Genomic DNA, 15,489 nt, shown 5'->3' with positions numbered 1-15,489 from the left:
AAGCAGTGCGAGGCGGTCGTTAGCGTGCTTGCCTTACTCCACCTCAAAGGCTTGGTACCTGAAGTTGTCAAACTCCCGCTTCGAGTCGGCATTCTTGACATAGAAACCGAGAACGTAGGAGCCTGATGCTTGAGGCGTCCACGTTAGCGTCGACGCTTCGCCATACTCGGACACGGGAGTCCACAAGCCATCCAGGCGCACCTCCATCCTGTAAAGCTTTTGCTTTCCGGTGCCGCCGGCCGCGTCCAGCTCTACAGTCAATGGCTGCCCCACTTTTCCCGCGGACGCAGAGGGCGCGATCTTGATGAACTTGAGCGTTTGATTCATTGCGTCCACCTTGGCCTGCCATTTTTTTTCAAAATGGGCGAGCACCTTGCTTGGCGCTATGGAATCCAGCGCATGCAGCAGATAGACGTGGATGCCTAGGTACTCCGGCGCGACATAGGGCGGAAGCTTCAAGACGATATGCGCGAGGTCGTAGGCCGAGTACCCGTCAATGTCGAACAGCGGCAGGATGCGGTCCAACGTCGCCATTCCGTCGCGGAACGCCTTTGCAGCTTCCGCCTGATTTTTCGATGCGACCTGCGACCAGTCATAGATGCCCAGCAGTGCGAACATGTAGCCATTGAGCGTGTAGTCGATAGGCGTGTTGGGGTACTCCGGAAAGAAGACGTACTTCGACAGGGAAGGGTCGAGATCGGCCATCGTCGTGAAGGAGCCTCCCCGATCGACCGGCGTCAGCAGGTTTTGCATGGTGAGTTCGCCAGCTCGTCGATAGCGCGGATCGTCTTTGAGCTTGAGCGCCCGGGTGAAGACGCTCAGCGCGTTTCCCTGCGCCATGGCGCTCACCCAGCCGTCCTGCAACGTGGTGTGGCGGTGCTGGCGGGAGGGGTAGGGGAAGCCGCCATCCTCACGTTGCAGCTCCAGGAGCTTGTCCACGGCGGCGAAGAATGCTGGTTGCGCCGTTTTGTCGCCGCGTAGATGGCGTCCGTACATCGTCAGGGCATAGTGACTCAGGGCCACGGTGTTCCAATACAGCATGTCGCCGTCGCGGACTTGTGGAAGCCCGCTCTGGTGCATGACGATTTCGCCGTCGTCCTTGAAGTCCCGCCACTCTCCCCAATTCAAATAGTCGCCGAAAGGCTCGTACTGTTGCATGAACGCCTGGTAGGACGTGTCATGGTAGCGCCCAGATGTGCCAGCCAGGCGCTCGTTAAGCTCCTGCACCTCTGCAGGCTTGGGCATGTAAATGGGGCCCCGGTCTCCGATCAGGGTAGACAAGAGGAGGAGAATGGCAGTAGCAAGAATCAGGATGCGCATTTGAGGGGTGACTGGATTCCAGTTTTTTGGGTAGGCGTGAATCCTACTCGGGTTCTTATGGGCGCTTTGAATCGTGGCCGCGGCCTTGCCGGCAAATCCCTTCAATAGCGTTGCGGGCGCGGGTGATGAACGCCTCCACGTCAGTTGGGCAACGAGCCAGATCGTCCTCCGCGCAACCGATGTAAATCGCGCGCGCCTTGTTCAGGACGGGGCGATAGGGTGGTTCCAGCCTTTCCAGCAGCCACGCCGCCGCCTGAGCCTTGGGGGTGATGCCGCCAGTGACAGCCGTGTACCAGATGCGCGCCAGCGCGAGGATGATGTGTTTTTCTTCGTCGGCCCAGTCATCGGGCGTATTCCATTGCGCGACGGTGTCGAGCAGTGCGCGCTTCAGGTCTTCGCTGGGTACGGCCTGGAGCAACTGGCCAGCCTGCGGACCTGCGATAGGGATGCTGTGTTCGCGGACCTTGGTGAGCAGTATGGCCAGGTCGTGGTCCATCATGGGCGGCTCCACGACACCTGCCTCCAGGTCGGCGCGCAGCCATTCGCCGAACTGGAGTTCGCGCCTGGCCGGGTGGCGCCAGGGCACGATGCTTTCATGCGCCAGCACGGTGACTTCCAGCGCGCGCAAGCTGGGCGATGAACCCGGTGGAGCGGATACGGCCAGCAACGCCATGGCCAGGGCGTGGAGTGCGGCGTCACCCGGCGGCTGGGCCACGGTGACGAGCAGGTCGATATCGCTATGGGGTTGCAGCCCGCCGTCCACGGCGGAGCCGAACAGGTGGATGGCGACAAGGTCAGCGCCTAGATGCCGTTCGATGAGGCTTCTGGCTTGCGCGATCTGGGGGACGATTGGAGGAGGGATCAGTAGGGCCATACGTCGATAGTAGCCAAGATTTCGCGCAGCCGGCAGACCGATGGCTGTAGCGGCGAACTGTTCGTTCCCGCAGGCCACGGCTGCGAAGCTGGCGCTGGTACTATGCCGGCGCTAGGCCCGAGTCCCATGATCCCCATGAGCCCAAGACAGGCACTCAGATGATCCGTTTACTGTTCCGAGCAGGCACCCTGGTCGCAGGCGTCCTGATGGCAATGGTCAGCCAGGCGCAATCGCCTGCGCCTGTCCCCAATGTCGGAGGTTGGCGCCAAGTGTCGGATAGCCAGTTCAACCGGCAATTCCATTTCTCGATGCTGCCCGGCGTGGCGGCCATCGGCAGCAACTGGGCGGTCTACGACTCCCGCGCAGGGAAGGTTGTGTGCTGCCTGGTGGTGGAAGGGCCGGAGGTTTCAGAGGAGCAGCTGGGTAGCGTCTACGACATTCCGGGCCCCTGGATCACCGATCTGACCAATGGCTGGAACCTGGACGCGGCGCCTTACCGGCCGCGCGTGCAGTTGCTGCGGGTCGACGGGGAGTTGCGCGACTACGAGTTCGCCGATGTCGGCGACGGGGTCGGCGGGCTGCTGGTGCCCGACTATGCCGATGCGGCCGCAGCACGCACGCTGGAGATCGATGGCCAGCGCTATGCCGTGGAGCGCAAGGATACGGCGCTCGCCGACGATGATGGCGGCGTTTACACATATAGCCTGCGCCCAGCCAATGGCGCCGCGCCGCTGAAGATCGAGGTTCCCATCGGAACCTATTGAGCAAGGGAGGCAGCGATCAGCGCATGAACCAGACCCTGCAAGTCGAGGACGCCCCGCTTACTGACGACGACATCCTGCTGCTGCGCAAATGCAGCCGCGGGAGACTGCTGATGGCCGGGTTCGGCGTCTTCGTGGTGCTGCTGCTGGCGCTTGCCGTGTTGACCTTTGTCGCGCTTGGCCTGTCCGAGTGGCGCACGCTGGACTTCGGCGTGGGCGCGATATTGCTGGCGGCCATCACCGTGATGGGAGCGCTGGCGGTGTTTTTCGGGCGCAAGCTGCTGCGTATGCCGCAGGGCTGGCGCAGCCTCGACCGGGCGCTCAAGGGACGGCTGGCCAAGCAGATCGTTTCAGGCCGGCTGACCTCATTCGGTCCGGGTGGCTCGACGCCGGGCGTGTGCTACGGATTCGGCGAGCAGCGCGTGGAGGCAGCCTTGCCGTTCTGGAACGAGATCACCAGCGACACGCGTAGCGGGCACGGGCCGGTGACGGCCGTGGGCTTGACGGATCTGCCCGTGCGCCTGCACCTGCTGACCCTGCAGCCAGACGCGCCTGCCGTGCTGTTGCGGGCGGAGTACCCCATGAGCGCGGAGTCCCTGGTCGCTGTCGAGGAAATCAGCGATGCGGACCGTGCGGCCGTGCGCAGGGAAGAGTTGGATGCGCGCAAGTTCATGCTGATCTTTGCCCTTGTGCCGCTGGTGGGAGGGCTGTTTTTGCCCCCACTGCTGTTCGTCGCGGCGATCTTTGCGATCCTGGGGATGCTGTTCGGCATGCGCAGTCGCAAACTGCAGCGGGGGCTATACAAACATGGTGTGCGGGGAGTGGTCGAAGAGGCCGTGGTCTATCGGTTGCGCAGCCCCAACTCCTCGATCGTCTCGTTGGTCCACAACTACCGTATCGGCGGCGTGATGTATCGGGTCGAATACCTGGGCGACGTGGTCGAACCGGGCAGGCGCGTCGAGTTCGAATTCCTGGATGGCGGCCTGAAGGGGCAGACTGCACTGTTCTTCCGTGTGGACGGCGAGCCTGCGTAGGCGTCAATGAATCGGCGGGATTGTCATCAGTGGATTCCGCCAAGCAAAAGGAGAGTCGTGTGTCCGTACCCATAGACGTGTCCGGCGAGCCCGCAGGCTCGGTGAGCGAGGCAGGGCATTATCAGGTGAGCCTGACCGCAGCGGGCAGCCATGTCTTCGCACGCGAAGCAGGGCGCGGCAATCTGATCATCGGCCCGGCCAGCATGGGCAAGAAGGCTGATCTGCACGTGGCTGGCGACGAGGCCATCAACTGGGCTGCATTTGAACCGTTCTCCACGCCTGCCGGCTCGCCGTGGCCGCGGCATATCGATTATTACGGCAACGACAGCGGTTTCTTCGGCTGGTCGCAGGATCGTGAAATCGAGCAGTTCAGCTGGGCGCCGGCATACTCAGGCAGGCGCGCCATCGACGCAGGCGCGGCAAGAATCGAGACGCTGCGCATCCGGCTGGACCAGGTGTCGGGGCATCTTGAAGCCAGGTTGCCTCAGGTCCGTGACCTGGAACTGTTTGGCGACCTGACGCGCGTTGCCGTGGCGGGCGAACTGCCCGACATGTTGTTGCTGCGGCCGGCGCTGGGGCGCCGGACTGGCGCGGGGCCTTACGCCTTGCCCGACCTCGGCCCGCTGCAGGAAGTGCGCGCGCTGGCGCTGCACGGCGCGCCGCTGGGGCAGCCCATTTCGCTGCAGGGAATCGATCGCTTTCCGGCGTTGGAGAGTCTGTCGCTCTGGGGCGGCTTCAGCGGCTGGGAGGCGCTTGCCCGCCTGCCGCGCCTGACAAGTCTGGAGATCCGGTTCACGCCCGATCTGGACGGCTTGCCGGAACTGGCCAGTTGGCCCGCGCTGGATAGGTTCATCGCCTACAACGTCGACGAAGCCGCGGGCAAGCGCTTGAAGGCGCAGATGAAGGCGCGGGAGAAGGTCCGCGCATGGGGCGGTTACAACTCCGTCTCCCAACTGCGCAAGCGGGAGTGGTGGCAAAGCGAGTACGGCCGGCCATTCTCGGGCTGGAACAGCCGCATGGCGAAGTCGGCGAATTCGGCCTACGGCACGGCCCGGTCGGCGCTGGAAAGCGCAAGCAATGCCGCCGAGGTGCAAGCCGCAATCTCCGCCTTTACCCGCCACTTCAACGGCATGAAGGGGATCGAGACCGCGGAGCGCGAAGACATAGGCGAGGCGGTGTGGCAGTTCAGCCAGTTTGCTCAGGTCGAACGGCTGGGTATAAGCGAAGCGCAGACGCAGCGCTGGTTCGACGAGGCGAGGGACTACTGAGACTTTGCTTCCCGCCCCGCGCCGCGGCCGGCGGGCGTGGATTGCTTCGCACAGGCTATTCATGGAGGCTACGCGGGCTACTTCATGGATCCGGACGGACATTTGTGGGAAGTGGTCTACAACCCTCAGATGCTGCCTTAGGAATAGTTGCGTATCGCTCTGTTACGGTGGTGCGAGGCCGCTTCCTTTAAGCTGCGCCGGTCTCAATTGTGATGGAGCTGGCGCATGTTCAAGCCCTTGATTTCCGTGGCGTCGATGGTTGCATTGCTGGGGGTGGGCGGCATGGTCCAGGCCCAGGATCTGGTCCTGCCTTCCATTCCCGAAGCGACGGATGCGATCGTCGACATGCTGGCGGACACGGGCATGCCCCGGCCGTCCAAGGTCAAGCTGGGTACCTGCATTCCGGCGGTCGATGCCACGTATCCGGGCCAGGTCGCCTGCACGGTCGCGGTGACCTTGGGGGCCGCGGTCAGCGAGAACCAGATGGACTTCTACAAGCAGGATGGCAAGTGGAAAGCGCAGCCCAGCGTTTCCCAGGATAAGCTGCCGTTTCCTGATCCCAAGCTGGATTGAGAACGACCTCCGGCGTGGCGACGGGCACAGGCACTTCAACCAGGAGAAAGTCATGCCGTTCGTCAGTATCCGCATTACCCGCGATGGCGTTACCGCCGAGCAAAAGGCGCAGGTCATCCGCGAAGTCACCGAGACGCTAGAACGCGTGCTGCACAAGCCGCCCGAGTGGACGCATGTCGTGATCGAGGAAATCGATACGGACAACTGGGGCTTCGGGGGAGTGACGACCACCGAGATGCGGGCGGGCAGGGCGCCGACGCCGGGCGTCAAACCGCAAGGCAGGGGCTAGGAATGCCGGCCCGGGCTGCAAGGCTCTGCCATGCAGGAACCCGGGCGCCGCAAGCGCGTCTGATTACCCTTGCCGGCTCATGATGCTCATGGCTACCGCCTCGGCGATCTTGATGCCGTCCACGCCCGCCGACAGGATGCCGCCGGCATAGCCCGCGCCTTCGCCTGCCGGGAACAAGCCCTCGGTGTTGATGCTCTGCAGGGTTTCGTTGTCGCGCTTGATGCGGATCGGCGATGAAGTGCGGGTTTCGACGCCCGTGAGCACGGCGTCGTGCATGCCGAAACCCTTGATGGTCTTGTCGAACACCGGCAGCGCCTCGCGGATGGCGGTGATGGCGTATTCGGGCAGGGCGGTCGCCAGGTCGGTGAGATGCACGCCCGGCGTGTAAGACGGCTGCACGGAGCCGAATTCGGTCGAGGCCTTGCCCGCGATGAAATCGCCGACCAACTGGCCAGGCGCGCTGTAGTCGCGGCCGCCCAGCTCGAACGCCTGGGATTCCCATTGGCGCTGGAAGTCCACGCCCGCCAGCACATGCTCGGGATAATCGACTTCGGGCGAGATGCCGACCACGATGCCCGCGTTGGCGTTGCGTTCGTTGCGCGAGTACTGGCTCATGCCGTTGGTGACCACGCGGTTGGGTTCGGAGGTGGCGGCCACCACGGTGCCGCCCGGGCACATACAGAAGCTGTACACCGAGCGTCCGTTGTTGGCGTGGTGCACCAGCTTGTAATCCGCCGCGCCCAGGATCGGATGGCCGGCGTTGGGCCCGAAGCGGGCACGGTCGATCAGCGATTGCGGATGCTCGATGCGGAAGCCGATGGAGAACGGCTTGGCCTCCATGAACACGCCCTGATCATGCAGCATCTGGAAGGTGTCGCGCGCGCTGTGGCCGATGGCCAGCACGACGTGGTCGGCCTCGATATGTTCGCCGCCGGCCAGGGTTACGCCGGTGATCCGGCCGTTTTCCCGCTGCACCGTTTCGACCTTGCTGGAAAAGCGGACCTCGCCGCCCAGCTTGGTGATGGTGTCGCGCATGACTTCGACCATGCCGACCAGGCGGAACGTGCCGATGTGCGGCTTGCTCACGTAGAGGATTTCTTCCGGTGCGCCGGCCAGCACGAATTCCTTGAGTACTTTTTCGCCGTAATGCTTGGGGTCCTTGATCTGGCTGTACAGCTTGCCGTCGGAGAAAGTGCCGGCGCCGCCTTCGCCGAACTGCACGTTCGACTCCGGGTTCAGTACCCGCTTGCGCCACAGGCCCCAGGTGTCCTTGGTGCGTTCGCGCACGGCCTTGCCGCGTTCCAGGATGATGGGCTTGAAACCCATCTGCGCCAGGACCAGTCCCGCGAACAGGCCACAGGGTCCGGTGCCGATGACGATGGGGCGCTTGTCCAGGCTGGCGGGCGCCTGGGCGACGAACTTGTATTCGGTATCGGGCGTGGGCTTGACGTTGCGGTCGTCGTGAAAACGCTGGAGCAGCGCTGCCTCGTTTGCAACGTCGATATCCAGCGTGTAGATCAGCAGGATGTTGTGCTTCTTGCGCGCGTCGTAGCTGCGGGAGGCCACGGTGTGGGCGCGCAGGTCGCTGGCCGGAACGCCTAGTTTCTTGAGAATCGCGGCAGGCAATTCCTCGGGCGTGTGATTCAACGGCAGCTTGATTTCAGACAGTCGCAACATGCAGGGATCCAGACAAAACGGGCGAGCACAACGTCGCCAAACGCGGATTGTACTGGACGGTAGGCAGGCGGCGGCCGGCTGCTTGGCGCCGGCTCAGGAGGCGGGCGGGCTGGTACGCGCGTCGCGCCGCAGGGCCTGGGGCGGCATGCCGAAGCCGCGCAGGAAAGCCTCGCGCAGGTGGCGCCGGTCGCGGAAACCGGTCTCCCTGGCCACCACTTCCAGCGGGTGGCGGCTGCTTTCTATCATGAGGCGCGCGGCTTCCAGCCGCAGTCCCTCGATGGCCTTGGCGGGCGACTGGCCGGTTTCGGCCGTGAACACGCGGCTGAACTGGCGCGGGCTCAGGCTGGCGGCCTGGGCCAGATCCTCCACGCTCAGGGGCTGGGCGAGGTTGCGGCGGGCATGCTCCAGCGCTTGCTGGATGCGATCGGATTTGGGCGCAAGCCTGAGCATTTCCGAGTGCTGTGATTGGCCGCCCGAGCGGCGCTGGTGCATGACCAGGCGGTGCGCCACCGAGCGTGCGACATCGGCGCCCAGGTCCTTTTCCACCAGCGCCAGCGCCAGGTCCATTTCCGCCGTCATGCCGGCGGAGGTCCAAGCCGGCCCGTCGGCGATATAGATGCGGTCGGCCTCGACCTGCACGCGCGGGTGGCGCTGCTGCAAGGCGTCGGCCCAATGCCAGTGCGTGGTGGCGCGCCGTCCATCCAGCAGACCGGCGTCGGCCAGCAGGAATGCGCCGGTGCACAGGCCGGCGACGCGGCGCGAGCGAGGCGCGAGTTTTTCGAGCAGCCGGGGGAGTTCGGGCGCCACGGGCCTGGAAAGGGGAGACAGCACGCCGGTCACCAGCCAGGTGTCGGCCTGGCTGCGGGCGGTGAGCGGACGGGCCTGCACCGTCAGGCCCGCCGAAGCGCGCACCGCGCCCTCCAGGGCATAGCTGTCCAGGGCATAAAAGGGTTCGCGCGCCATCACATTGGCGAGTTCGAACACGGCCTGCGTGCCCAGGCCAATGATCTGGAAGCCTTCGGGAAGTATGTAACCGATGCGGTGCATGGGGGCGTCCTTGCAGGTTTATGTCCTGCGTATGTCCTTATTAATGACTATATACGTCATTTACGCCATCCCCGGCAAGCCCCAACATGGATCCCATCGCAATGACCTCCCCAGGAGTCTCACCATGGCACAAACCCAACCCGGCACCGCTCTCGTCACGGGCGCATCCAGCGGCATCGGCGCGCTATACGCGCACAAACTCGCGCAGCAGGGCTATGACCTGATACTGGTCGCCCGCAACCGGGAGCGCCTGAACGCCTTGGCCAGCGACATCAGCACGCGCACCGGCCGCGCCGTGGAGGTGCTGCCCGCGGACCTGGGCGACCGCGCTTCGCTGGCGCGGGTGGAGGCACAACTGCGCCAGGATGCCAGCATCACCTTGCTGGTGAACAACGCGGGCATCGGCACGCATACGCCGCTGCTGCAAAGCGACGTGGAGCAGATGACGCGCATGGTGGAACTGAACGTCACCGCGCCGATGCGGCTGACTTATGCGGCCGTCCCGGGTTTCGTGGCGCGCGGCCGGGGCGCCATCATCAATATCGCTTCCATCGTGGCTCTCGCGCCCGAGGTCTTGAACGGCGTCTACGGCGGCAGCAAGGCTTTCGTGCTCGCGTTCAGCCAGTCGCTGCAGCACGAGTTGGCCGGGACCGGCGTGCAGGTTCAGGCGGTGCTGCCCGGCGCCACGGCCACGGACTTCTGGGCCATCGGCGGCCTGCCGGTGGAAACGCTGGACCAGCGCATCGTGATGCGTGCCGAAGATCTGGTCGATGCCGCCTTGCTGGGCTTCGCGCGGGGCGAGAAGGTCACGATCCCCTCGCTGCATGCTAGCGAGGAATGGGACGCCTTCGAAGCCGCACGCCTGACCATGGCGGGACACCTGTCCAGCAATACCGTTGCGCAGCGCTACGCGGCCGCGGTCTGACCATTCCTTGGGGCTGAAACCATGAAAGCAGTGATTGCCGCCTACGCGCGTTCGCCTTTCCACTTTGCCCGCAAGGGCCGGCTGGCCGATGTGCGGCCCGACACATTAGCCGCGCAGGTGGTGCAGGGCCTGCTGCGGCGCACGGATCTGGATCCCGCGCTGCTGGAGGACGTGATCCTCGGTTGCGCCTATCCGGAGGCCGCCCAAGGCAACAACCTGGCGCGCATCGTCGGCCTGCTTGCCGGCCTGCCGCAGGAGGTGGGCGGCATGACCGTGAACCGCTTCTGCGGTTCGTCGATGCAGGCGGTGCACATCGCGGCGGCGCAGATCGAGGCGGGCATGGGCGAGGCTTTTCTCTGCGTGGGCGTGGAGTCGATGACGATGGTGCCGCAGGGCGGCTTCAATTTTTCGCCCAATCCCGAGCTGCAGGCGACGACCGACGCCTACCTCTCCATGGGCGAGACGGCGGAGAACGTGGCGCAGCGTTGGAATGTCAGCCGCACCGACCAAGAACTGCTGGCGCTGCAATCCCACCGCAAGGCCGCTGCGGCGCGCGAGCAGGGACTGTTGGCCGCCGAGATCGTGCCTATCCGCTTGCCGGACGGCGAGCTGGTCGATGCCGACGGTTGCATCCGCCCGGGTACTTCGCTGGAGGCTTTGGCGGGACTCAAGCCGGCGTTCCGCGCCGATGGCGCGGTCACGGCGGGCACCTCGTCGCCGCTGACCGACGGCGCGGCGGCGGTGTTGGTCGTCAGCGACGACTTTGCGGCGCGCCATGGCCTGGAGGCGCTGGCTCGCATCCGCAGCTTCGCGACCGTGGGCGTGGATCCGGCTGTCATGGGCATAGGCCCGATACCTGCCACGCGCAAGGCGCTGGCGCGCGCGGGACTTGCGGTGGCCGACCTGGACGTGGTGGAGATCAACGAAGCCTTCTCGTCGCAAGCGCTGGCCTGCATCCGCGAGTTGGGCCTGGACATGGACAGTGTGAACATCGACGGCGGCGGCCTGGCCATTGGCCATCCCCTGGGCGCCACGGGCGCGCGCATCACCGGCAAGGCCGCGGCGCTGCTGGCTCGCAGCCAGGGGCGCTATGCGCTGGCCACGCAATGCATAGGCGGCGGGCAGGGCATTGCCACGGTGCTGGAACGGCCCTGAATCTCGATCGACAACCTGACCTCATCGAACCATGAACAACCCGACCTCCCTTGCCCTGGGCCGCGACGCTGCCGCTCCCGTCAGGCTGACCGGCCGCCTGTTGGCCGTGCTCGCCGGGCTGGCCGCTCTGGGGCCGCTGTCCACCAACATCATCCTGCCGGCCTTTCCGCGCATGGCGTCAGAACTCGGCGTGGACACGCGCGACATGGGCCTGGTGCTGTCGAGCTTTTTCCTGGCCTTCGCCATGGGGCAGTTGCTCGCCGGGCCGGTATCGGACCGCTGGGGGCGGCGTGCGCCGGTGCTGGGCGGATTGGCCTTGTTCATCGTCGGCTGCCTGGTCTGCGCCTGGGCGCCGACCCTGCCGCTGCTGGTGGCGGGCAGGGTGATACAAGCCCTGGGCGTATGCGCGGCCGCGGTGCTGTCGCGGGCGATTGCGCGGGACCTGTTCGAAGGCGAAGCGCTGTCGCGCACCCTGGCGCTGACCATGGTGGCCATGGCCGCCGCGCCGGGCTTCTCGCCGCTCTTGGGCAGCGCGATGGAGTATGGGCCGGGCTGGCGCGCCAGCTTCGCGCTGGTCGCGGCCCTGGGGCTGGTCCTGGCGCTGGCCTATGTGGCGGCGGTGGGGGAAACGCACCCGGCCGACCGGCGGGCGGCGGCGACGCCGGCTGCCGTGCTGCGCGGTTATGCGGACCTGGCGCGGGACCGGCGGTTCATTCGCCCGGCGTTGGCCGTGAGCGTGGTTATTGGCGGCCTGTATGCCATTTTCGCGGCCACGCCAGCCATGCTCATGGGGCGCATCGGCCTGAGCGCGCTGCAGCTGGGGTTGTTCTTCGCCTGCACGGTGTTCGTGGTGTTCGCCGCCGGCATGCTGGCGCCGCGCCTGGCCCACCGTTTTGGCGCGGCCGGTGTGGCCCGGGCCGGCTGCGCGGTGGCGCTGGCCGGCGCGCTGACCTTGCTGGCGGGCGGCGAGGATAGCGGCCTGCCGCAGTTCACGGCCGCCGTGGCGCTGTACCTGTTCGGCATGGGGCTGGTCAATCCGCTGGGTACCGCCATGGCGCTGGGACCGTTCAGCCGCCAGGCAGGATTGGCGTCCTCGTTGCTGGGCGGCCTGCAGATGGCTTGCGCGGGCGGCATGACGGCACTGGCCAGCCTGGCGGGCGGCAGTCCGGCGACGACCCTGGGCCTGGTGCTGGCCGTGGCCTCGATGCTGGCGTTGGCGGCGCTGATGGCGCGCCGGCGCCTGGGATAGTATTTTCCTTCTTCGCGACAACCCTCTGCATAGGAACATGCCATGCTGCGCTCCAGTGAAACCATAGATCGCCTCTTCCAACGCCAGCAAGGCACGCTGCCCGACACCTTCGGCGTACGGCCCTTGTCGATCGAAGAGGGGCGCATGTCCATGGAAATGACCGTGGCGCCGTGGATGATGGCGCCCAACGGATACCTGCATGCCGCCAGCCAGGTGATGTTGGCCGACACTTGCGCCGGCTATGCCACCCTGGCGCATCTGCCGGAAGGCGCAAAGGGCTTCACCACGCTGGAGCTGAAATCGAACTTCCTGGGCACCGCCAAGGAAGGCGTGCTGACCGTTGAAGCGGTGGCGGAACACATGGGGCGCACGACCCAGATCTGGTCCGCGACCGTGGTCGACGCAAGCGGCCGCAAGCTGTCGCTATTCCGCTGTTCGCAGATCATTCTCTGGTGAACGCGCGGCCTCGCGAGGGGCCGCAGCGGTAGAACCCGCAAGCCATTCCAGTCCTTTCGTCCGTTTTTCAGACGGATTCCGCCTTGGTTACCGCGAGTGCCCTCGATAAGCTGCAACGTCGGCTTTCAGGGCCAGCGGTCGTGGCCGCAAAGGACACTATTCGCGCCACTGGCATCCCTGAAGCTGTTTATGGTTGTCTATTGACAACCGAATTGAACGTCTTCATACTGGATACCAATGATGGCTCGTCCGTCCCATCCCAAGAAAGAGGTAGAGGCAGCACTCCGCCACGCCGAAGAAAACGGTTGGCGCGTGGAAGTTGGCGGCAGCCACGCCTGGGGCCGGATCTATTGCCCCAGCAATGTTGCGGAATGCCGCTGCGGCGAATTCTGCATCACCAGCGTCTGGAGCACGCCAAAGAATCCTGGCAATCATGCGCGCGCCTTGCGGCGCGTCGTGAACAACTGTACTGCGCGCCGTGACCTGCCCGAGGCAGGCGGTGGCATCTGGGAGTAGCGCGATGGAATACACCTTTACCTTGAAGTACCAGCTTGCCGACGCCGATCACGATATGGATGCGCTGGTCGAACGCCTGGGCGCGGCCGGTTGCGACGATGCCCTGGTCGGCACCGGGCTGCCGGGACGCCTGGCGCTCGAGTTCACCCGAGAAGCCAAAAGCGCGGAAGCCGCGGTGCGCTCGGCGCTGGCAGACGTCAGGCGCGCGGAGCCATCCGCGAAGCTGATCGAGGCCGCGCCCGATCTGGTGGGTTTGACCGACGTGGCCGAAATCGTGGGCGTTTCGCGTCAGAACATGCGCAAGCTCATGCTGGCTTATCCAGACAGCTTTCCGCTGCCGGTCCACGAGGGCAGTACCTCGATCTGGCACCTGGCGGACGTGCTGGCCTGGCTGCAGGCCAAGGGCGACTATCCGCAAGCAGAAAGTGTCATGGACGTGGCGCGCGTGGCCTTGCAGGTCAACGCGGCGAAAGAAGGGCAGCGGCTGACGGCGCCAGTTTTCCGCGAGCTGGACGCCTTGCTGGCCTGAGGACCGCCGCTCGCTCAGGGACCTGCCGGCCATGGTGCACGGCAGTTGCGCGCGGGCAGATTGTCTTGCAGCCATGGTCGGGCGTTGTGCAGATCGTCACGCAGCACGCCGGGGGGAGGCCGGAGCGCCGTGCGCGAATCGGCATGCTTGCGGCATTACATGCGCACGACAAGTTTGCCGGGTGCGCGGCCGCCTTCGATCAGTGCATGAGCCTGCCGCACTTCGTCGAATGCGAAGGTGCGCTCCAGTAGCGACGGCAGGCGTTTGCGGGCGATGTCGTCGGCAATCGAGCGCAACGGCGCCTTGTCCAGCGGCAAGGCGGGCGTACCGAACAATTGGCTCGGAAAAAAGCTGAGCCGCACGGCAGGGGGCAGATCCGCCATCAGGTTGAATTGTTCAAGCAAGGGAGGCCCGCCCAGCAGTCCGACGACCGCGACGGCGCCGAATGGCCGCAAAGCGCTGGCGGTGTCGCGCAAGGTGGCCGCGCCGACGACCTCCAGCGCAGCATCGATGCCATCGGGGAAGTTACGCCGCGCGGTCCCGGCCACCGCGCCAGTGTCGACGATGACCTGGTGCGCGCCGGCGTGCAGCAGACGCGCTTCGTTGCCTGCGGAGCGGGTCGTCGCCACCACCCGCAAGCCGGCGGATTTCGCATAGGACACGGCCGCAAGACCCACGGTCGAGGTCGCGCCGCGCACCAGCAGCGATTGTCCGGACTTGATCGCCAGACTCTTGTCCAGCGCGCCCCAGGCCGTCAAGTATGCCTGCGGCAGGGCGGCAAGCTCTTCCCACGACAGCGTGGTTCCGTCCAGGTCGATCACGTTGGCCAGCGCCACGGTAACCTCTTCGGCATAGCTGCCATGCCGGGTGAACTGCAGGCCGCCCATGGCCGTGGCCACGCGCTGTCCGATGCGGAAGGTGCCGGAAGCGTCTTCGACGATTTCGCCGACCGCCTCGATGCCGGGTACGCGCGGGGCGTCTATCGGCCCCATCTTGCCGGCGCGCAAGTAGGTTTCGGCGCGGTTCAGACCGAAGGCGCGCACGCGGATGCGCACTTCACCGGCTTGCGGCGCGACTGGCGGGATGTCGCGGATCTGAAGCGTTTCCGGGCCGCCGGCTTGCTCAATGACATAGGCTTTCATGGCTTTTCCTTGTTCAGAATCAAGTGTGTGTGGACGGGTCAGGCGTAGGACAGGACGTCGGCAGTGGCTTTACGAGGCTTCTGCGGCCAGTTGCCGGGAGCGGCGTAGCCGACGGTCACGAGCATGACCGGCACTTCGTCGGCTTGCAGGCCAAAAGCCGCGGTAACGCCTTGCGGATCGAACCCGATCATGGGCCCGGAAGCCAGGCCGCGATCCTGCGCAGCCAGCATCAACGTCATGGCGGCGAGCGAGGCCGAGCGTATGGCTTCGTCGCGCTGTAGCGCCGGGTTGTCGCTGTACATGCTGTTCGCGGCGGCGACCCAGCCCGCGTGGGTCGCGTCGTCCAGAATGCCGCGCTCGACCGAGGGCTGGAGCGCGGCGGGCAGCGTGGCATGGGGCGCGAGCGTTCCGCAAACGATGAACGTGACGGCGGCGTCGGCGACCTTTGCCTGACCATAGGCTAGCGGCAGCAGCTTGGCTTTGCCGGCGGCGCTGCGTACCGCCACAAACTTCCAATTCTGGACATTGAAGGCAGAGGGGGCCAGGGTCGCCAGCTGGATGAGCTTATCGATTTCCAGGTCTGATAAAGTGCGGCCAGAGTCATATTTATTGGTGGAAACTCTTGATTTCAATAGTGTTTCTACGGTTTTCATGGCGATCTCCAGTGATCGGAT

17 protein-coding genes and 1 pseudogene are annotated in these 15,489 nt (G+C 65.4%); 12 read left to right on the top strand and 6 right to left on the bottom strand.

All coding sequences use genetic code 11. The features are described from left to right. Positions 1–33 precede the first annotated feature (33 nt). Positions 34–1,320, bottom strand: a complete 1,287-nt coding sequence (locus AC3WOB_RS29900) for a D-glucuronyl C5-epimerase family protein (RefSeq protein ID WP_492277034.1) — start codon at positions 1,318–1,320, stop codon at positions 34–36. Positions 1,321–1,375: 55 nt separating this feature from the next. Continuing rightward, on the bottom strand, positions 1,376–2,194 hold the full coding sequence (locus tag AC3WOB_RS29895; protein ID WP_492277033.1) for an aminoglycoside adenylyltransferase family protein: 819 nt from the start codon (positions 2,192–2,194) through the stop codon (positions 1,376–1,378). Positions 2,195–2,352: 158 nt separating this feature from the next. Between AC3WOB_RS29895 and AC3WOB_RS29890 the strand changes: the two genes are divergently transcribed. From AC3WOB_RS29890 to AC3WOB_RS29865, 6 genes and pseudogenes are all read left to right on the top strand, one after another. Next, on the top strand, positions 2,353–2,958 hold the full coding sequence (locus AC3WOB_RS29890) for a hypothetical protein (protein ID WP_492277032.1): 606 nt from the start codon (positions 2,353–2,355) through the stop codon (positions 2,956–2,958). A gap of 23 nt (positions 2,959–2,981) precedes the next feature. Continuing rightward, entirely contained in the window at positions 2,982–3,989 is a 1,008-nt protein-coding gene (locus AC3WOB_RS29885; RefSeq protein ID WP_492277031.1) for a hypothetical protein, read from the top strand. A 59-nt stretch (positions 3,990–4,048) separates the two neighbouring features. Beyond that, positions 4,049–5,257 carry a hypothetical protein gene (locus tag AC3WOB_RS29880; protein WP_492277030.1) on the top strand — a complete coding sequence of 403 codons (1,209 nt, stop codon included), beginning with the start codon at positions 4,049–4,051 and terminating at the stop codon, positions 5,255–5,257. A 60-nt stretch (positions 5,258–5,317) separates the two neighbouring features. Beyond that, a pseudogene (locus AC3WOB_RS29875) lies at positions 5,318–5,398 on the top strand (VOC family protein); the annotation flags it as partial. A gap of 84 nt (positions 5,399–5,482) precedes the next feature. Further along, a complete protein-coding gene (locus tag AC3WOB_RS29870; RefSeq protein WP_492277029.1) occupies positions 5,483–5,830 on the top strand; it encodes a hypothetical protein in 348 nt (115 codons plus the stop codon). Between the two features lie 52 nt (positions 5,831–5,882). Then, positions 5,883–6,119 carry a tautomerase family protein gene (locus AC3WOB_RS29865; protein WP_207464147.1) on the top strand — a complete coding sequence of 79 codons (237 nt, stop codon included), beginning with the start codon at positions 5,883–5,885 and terminating at the stop codon, positions 6,117–6,119. A 63-nt stretch (positions 6,120–6,182) separates the two neighbouring features. Here AC3WOB_RS29865 and AC3WOB_RS29860 read toward each other — a convergent pair whose 3' ends face one another. Both AC3WOB_RS29860 and AC3WOB_RS29855 read right to left on the bottom strand, forming a co-directional pair. Continuing rightward, a complete protein-coding gene (locus AC3WOB_RS29860) occupies positions 6,183–7,796 on the bottom strand; it encodes an NAD(P)/FAD-dependent oxidoreductase (RefSeq protein ID WP_013394349.1) in 1,614 nt (537 codons plus the stop codon). A gap of 93 nt (positions 7,797–7,889) precedes the next feature. Continuing rightward, positions 7,890–8,843, bottom strand: coding sequence for a GlxA family transcriptional regulator (locus tag AC3WOB_RS29855; protein ID WP_492277028.1), 954 nt, complete (start codon positions 8,841–8,843; stop codon positions 7,890–7,892). Positions 8,844–8,967: 124 nt separating this feature from the next. Here AC3WOB_RS29855 and AC3WOB_RS29850 point away from each other — a divergent pair, with 124 nt between their 5' ends. From AC3WOB_RS29850 to AC3WOB_RS29825, 6 genes are all read left to right on the top strand, one after another. Continuing rightward, positions 8,968–9,768 (top strand): SDR family NAD(P)-dependent oxidoreductase, encoded by an 801-nt coding sequence (locus tag AC3WOB_RS29850; RefSeq protein WP_492277027.1) that lies wholly within the window; start codon positions 8,968–8,970, stop codon positions 9,766–9,768. Between the two features lie 21 nt (positions 9,769–9,789). Beyond that, complete coding sequence (locus AC3WOB_RS29845; RefSeq protein ID WP_492277026.1) at positions 9,790–10,923, top strand: thiolase family protein; 1,134 nt, start codon at positions 9,790–9,792, stop codon at positions 10,921–10,923. 31 nt (positions 10,924–10,954) lie between these two features. Beyond that, complete coding sequence (locus AC3WOB_RS29840) at positions 10,955–12,172, top strand: multidrug effflux MFS transporter (protein WP_492277025.1); 1,218 nt, start codon at positions 10,955–10,957, stop codon at positions 12,170–12,172. Between the two features lie 42 nt (positions 12,173–12,214). Then, the gene (locus AC3WOB_RS29835) at positions 12,215–12,628 is read left to right on the top strand and encodes a PaaI family thioesterase (protein ID WP_013394344.1); all 414 of its coding nucleotides are present in this window, start codon (positions 12,215–12,217) and stop codon (positions 12,626–12,628) included. Between the two features lie 240 nt (positions 12,629–12,868). Beyond that, on the top strand, positions 12,869–13,144 hold the full coding sequence (locus tag AC3WOB_RS29830) for a hypothetical protein (RefSeq protein WP_492277024.1): 276 nt from the start codon (positions 12,869–12,871) through the stop codon (positions 13,142–13,144). 4 nt (positions 13,145–13,148) lie between these two features. After that, complete coding sequence (locus tag AC3WOB_RS29825) at positions 13,149–13,673, top strand: helix-turn-helix transcriptional regulator (RefSeq protein ID WP_013394342.1); 525 nt, start codon at positions 13,149–13,151, stop codon at positions 13,671–13,673. A 155-nt stretch (positions 13,674–13,828) separates the two neighbouring features. Here AC3WOB_RS29825 and AC3WOB_RS29820 read toward each other — a convergent pair whose 3' ends face one another. Both AC3WOB_RS29820 and AC3WOB_RS29815 read right to left on the bottom strand, forming a co-directional pair. Beyond that, entirely contained in the window at positions 13,829–14,815 is a 987-nt protein-coding gene (locus AC3WOB_RS29820) for a zinc-binding dehydrogenase (RefSeq protein WP_492277023.1), read from the bottom strand. A gap of 38 nt (positions 14,816–14,853) precedes the next feature. Next, a complete protein-coding gene (locus tag AC3WOB_RS29815) occupies positions 14,854–15,468 on the bottom strand; it encodes a nitroreductase family protein (protein WP_492277022.1) in 615 nt (204 codons plus the stop codon). Positions 15,469–15,489 lie beyond the last annotated feature (21 nt).

The organism is Achromobacter sp. FW305-C-30-7 (assembly GCF_058783105.1).
The sequence above is the reverse complement of the archived record's forward strand: the minus strand, read 5'-3'. Positions and strand labels throughout refer to the sequence as shown.

Coding starts and splice junctions, on each gene's coding strand:
- AC3WOB_RS29900 (WP_492277034.1), bottom strand. CDS start 1,320: ATGCGCATCCTGATTCTTGCTACTGCCATTCTCCTCCTCTTGTCTACC.
- AC3WOB_RS29895 (WP_492277033.1), bottom strand. CDS start 2,194: ATGGCCCTACTGATCCCTCCTCCAATCGTCCCCCAGATCGCGCAAGCC.
- AC3WOB_RS29890 (WP_492277032.1), top strand. CDS start 2,353: ATGATCCGTTTACTGTTCCGAGCAGGCACCCTGGTCGCAGGCGTCCTG.
- AC3WOB_RS29885 (WP_492277031.1), top strand. CDS start 2,982: ATGAACCAGACCCTGCAAGTCGAGGACGCCCCGCTTACTGACGACGAC.
- AC3WOB_RS29870 (WP_492277029.1), top strand. CDS start 5,483: ATGTTCAAGCCCTTGATTTCCGTGGCGTCGATGGTTGCATTGCTGGGG.
- AC3WOB_RS29865 (WP_207464147.1), top strand. CDS start 5,883: ATGCCGTTCGTCAGTATCCGCATTACCCGCGATGGCGTTACCGCCGAG.
- AC3WOB_RS29860 (WP_013394349.1), bottom strand. CDS start 7,796: ATGTTGCGACTGTCTGAAATCAAGCTGCCGTTGAATCACACGCCCGAG.
- AC3WOB_RS29855 (WP_492277028.1), bottom strand. CDS start 8,843: ATGCACCGCATCGGTTACATACTTCCCGAAGGCTTCCAGATCATTGGC.
- AC3WOB_RS29850 (WP_492277027.1), top strand. CDS start 8,968: ATGGCACAAACCCAACCCGGCACCGCTCTCGTCACGGGCGCATCCAGC.
- AC3WOB_RS29845 (WP_492277026.1), top strand. CDS start 9,790: ATGAAAGCAGTGATTGCCGCCTACGCGCGTTCGCCTTTCCACTTTGCC.
- AC3WOB_RS29840 (WP_492277025.1), top strand. CDS start 10,955: ATGAACAACCCGACCTCCCTTGCCCTGGGCCGCGACGCTGCCGCTCCC.
- AC3WOB_RS29835 (WP_013394344.1), top strand. CDS start 12,215: ATGCTGCGCTCCAGTGAAACCATAGATCGCCTCTTCCAACGCCAGCAA.
- AC3WOB_RS29830 (WP_492277024.1), top strand. CDS start 12,869: ATGGCTCGTCCGTCCCATCCCAAGAAAGAGGTAGAGGCAGCACTCCGC.
- AC3WOB_RS29825 (WP_013394342.1), top strand. CDS start 13,149: ATGGAATACACCTTTACCTTGAAGTACCAGCTTGCCGACGCCGATCAC.
- AC3WOB_RS29820 (WP_492277023.1), bottom strand. CDS start 14,815: ATGAAAGCCTATGTCATTGAGCAAGCCGGCGGCCCGGAAACGCTTCAG.
- AC3WOB_RS29815 (WP_492277022.1), bottom strand. CDS start 15,468: ATGAAAACCGTAGAAACACTATTGAAATCAAGAGTTTCCACCAATAAA.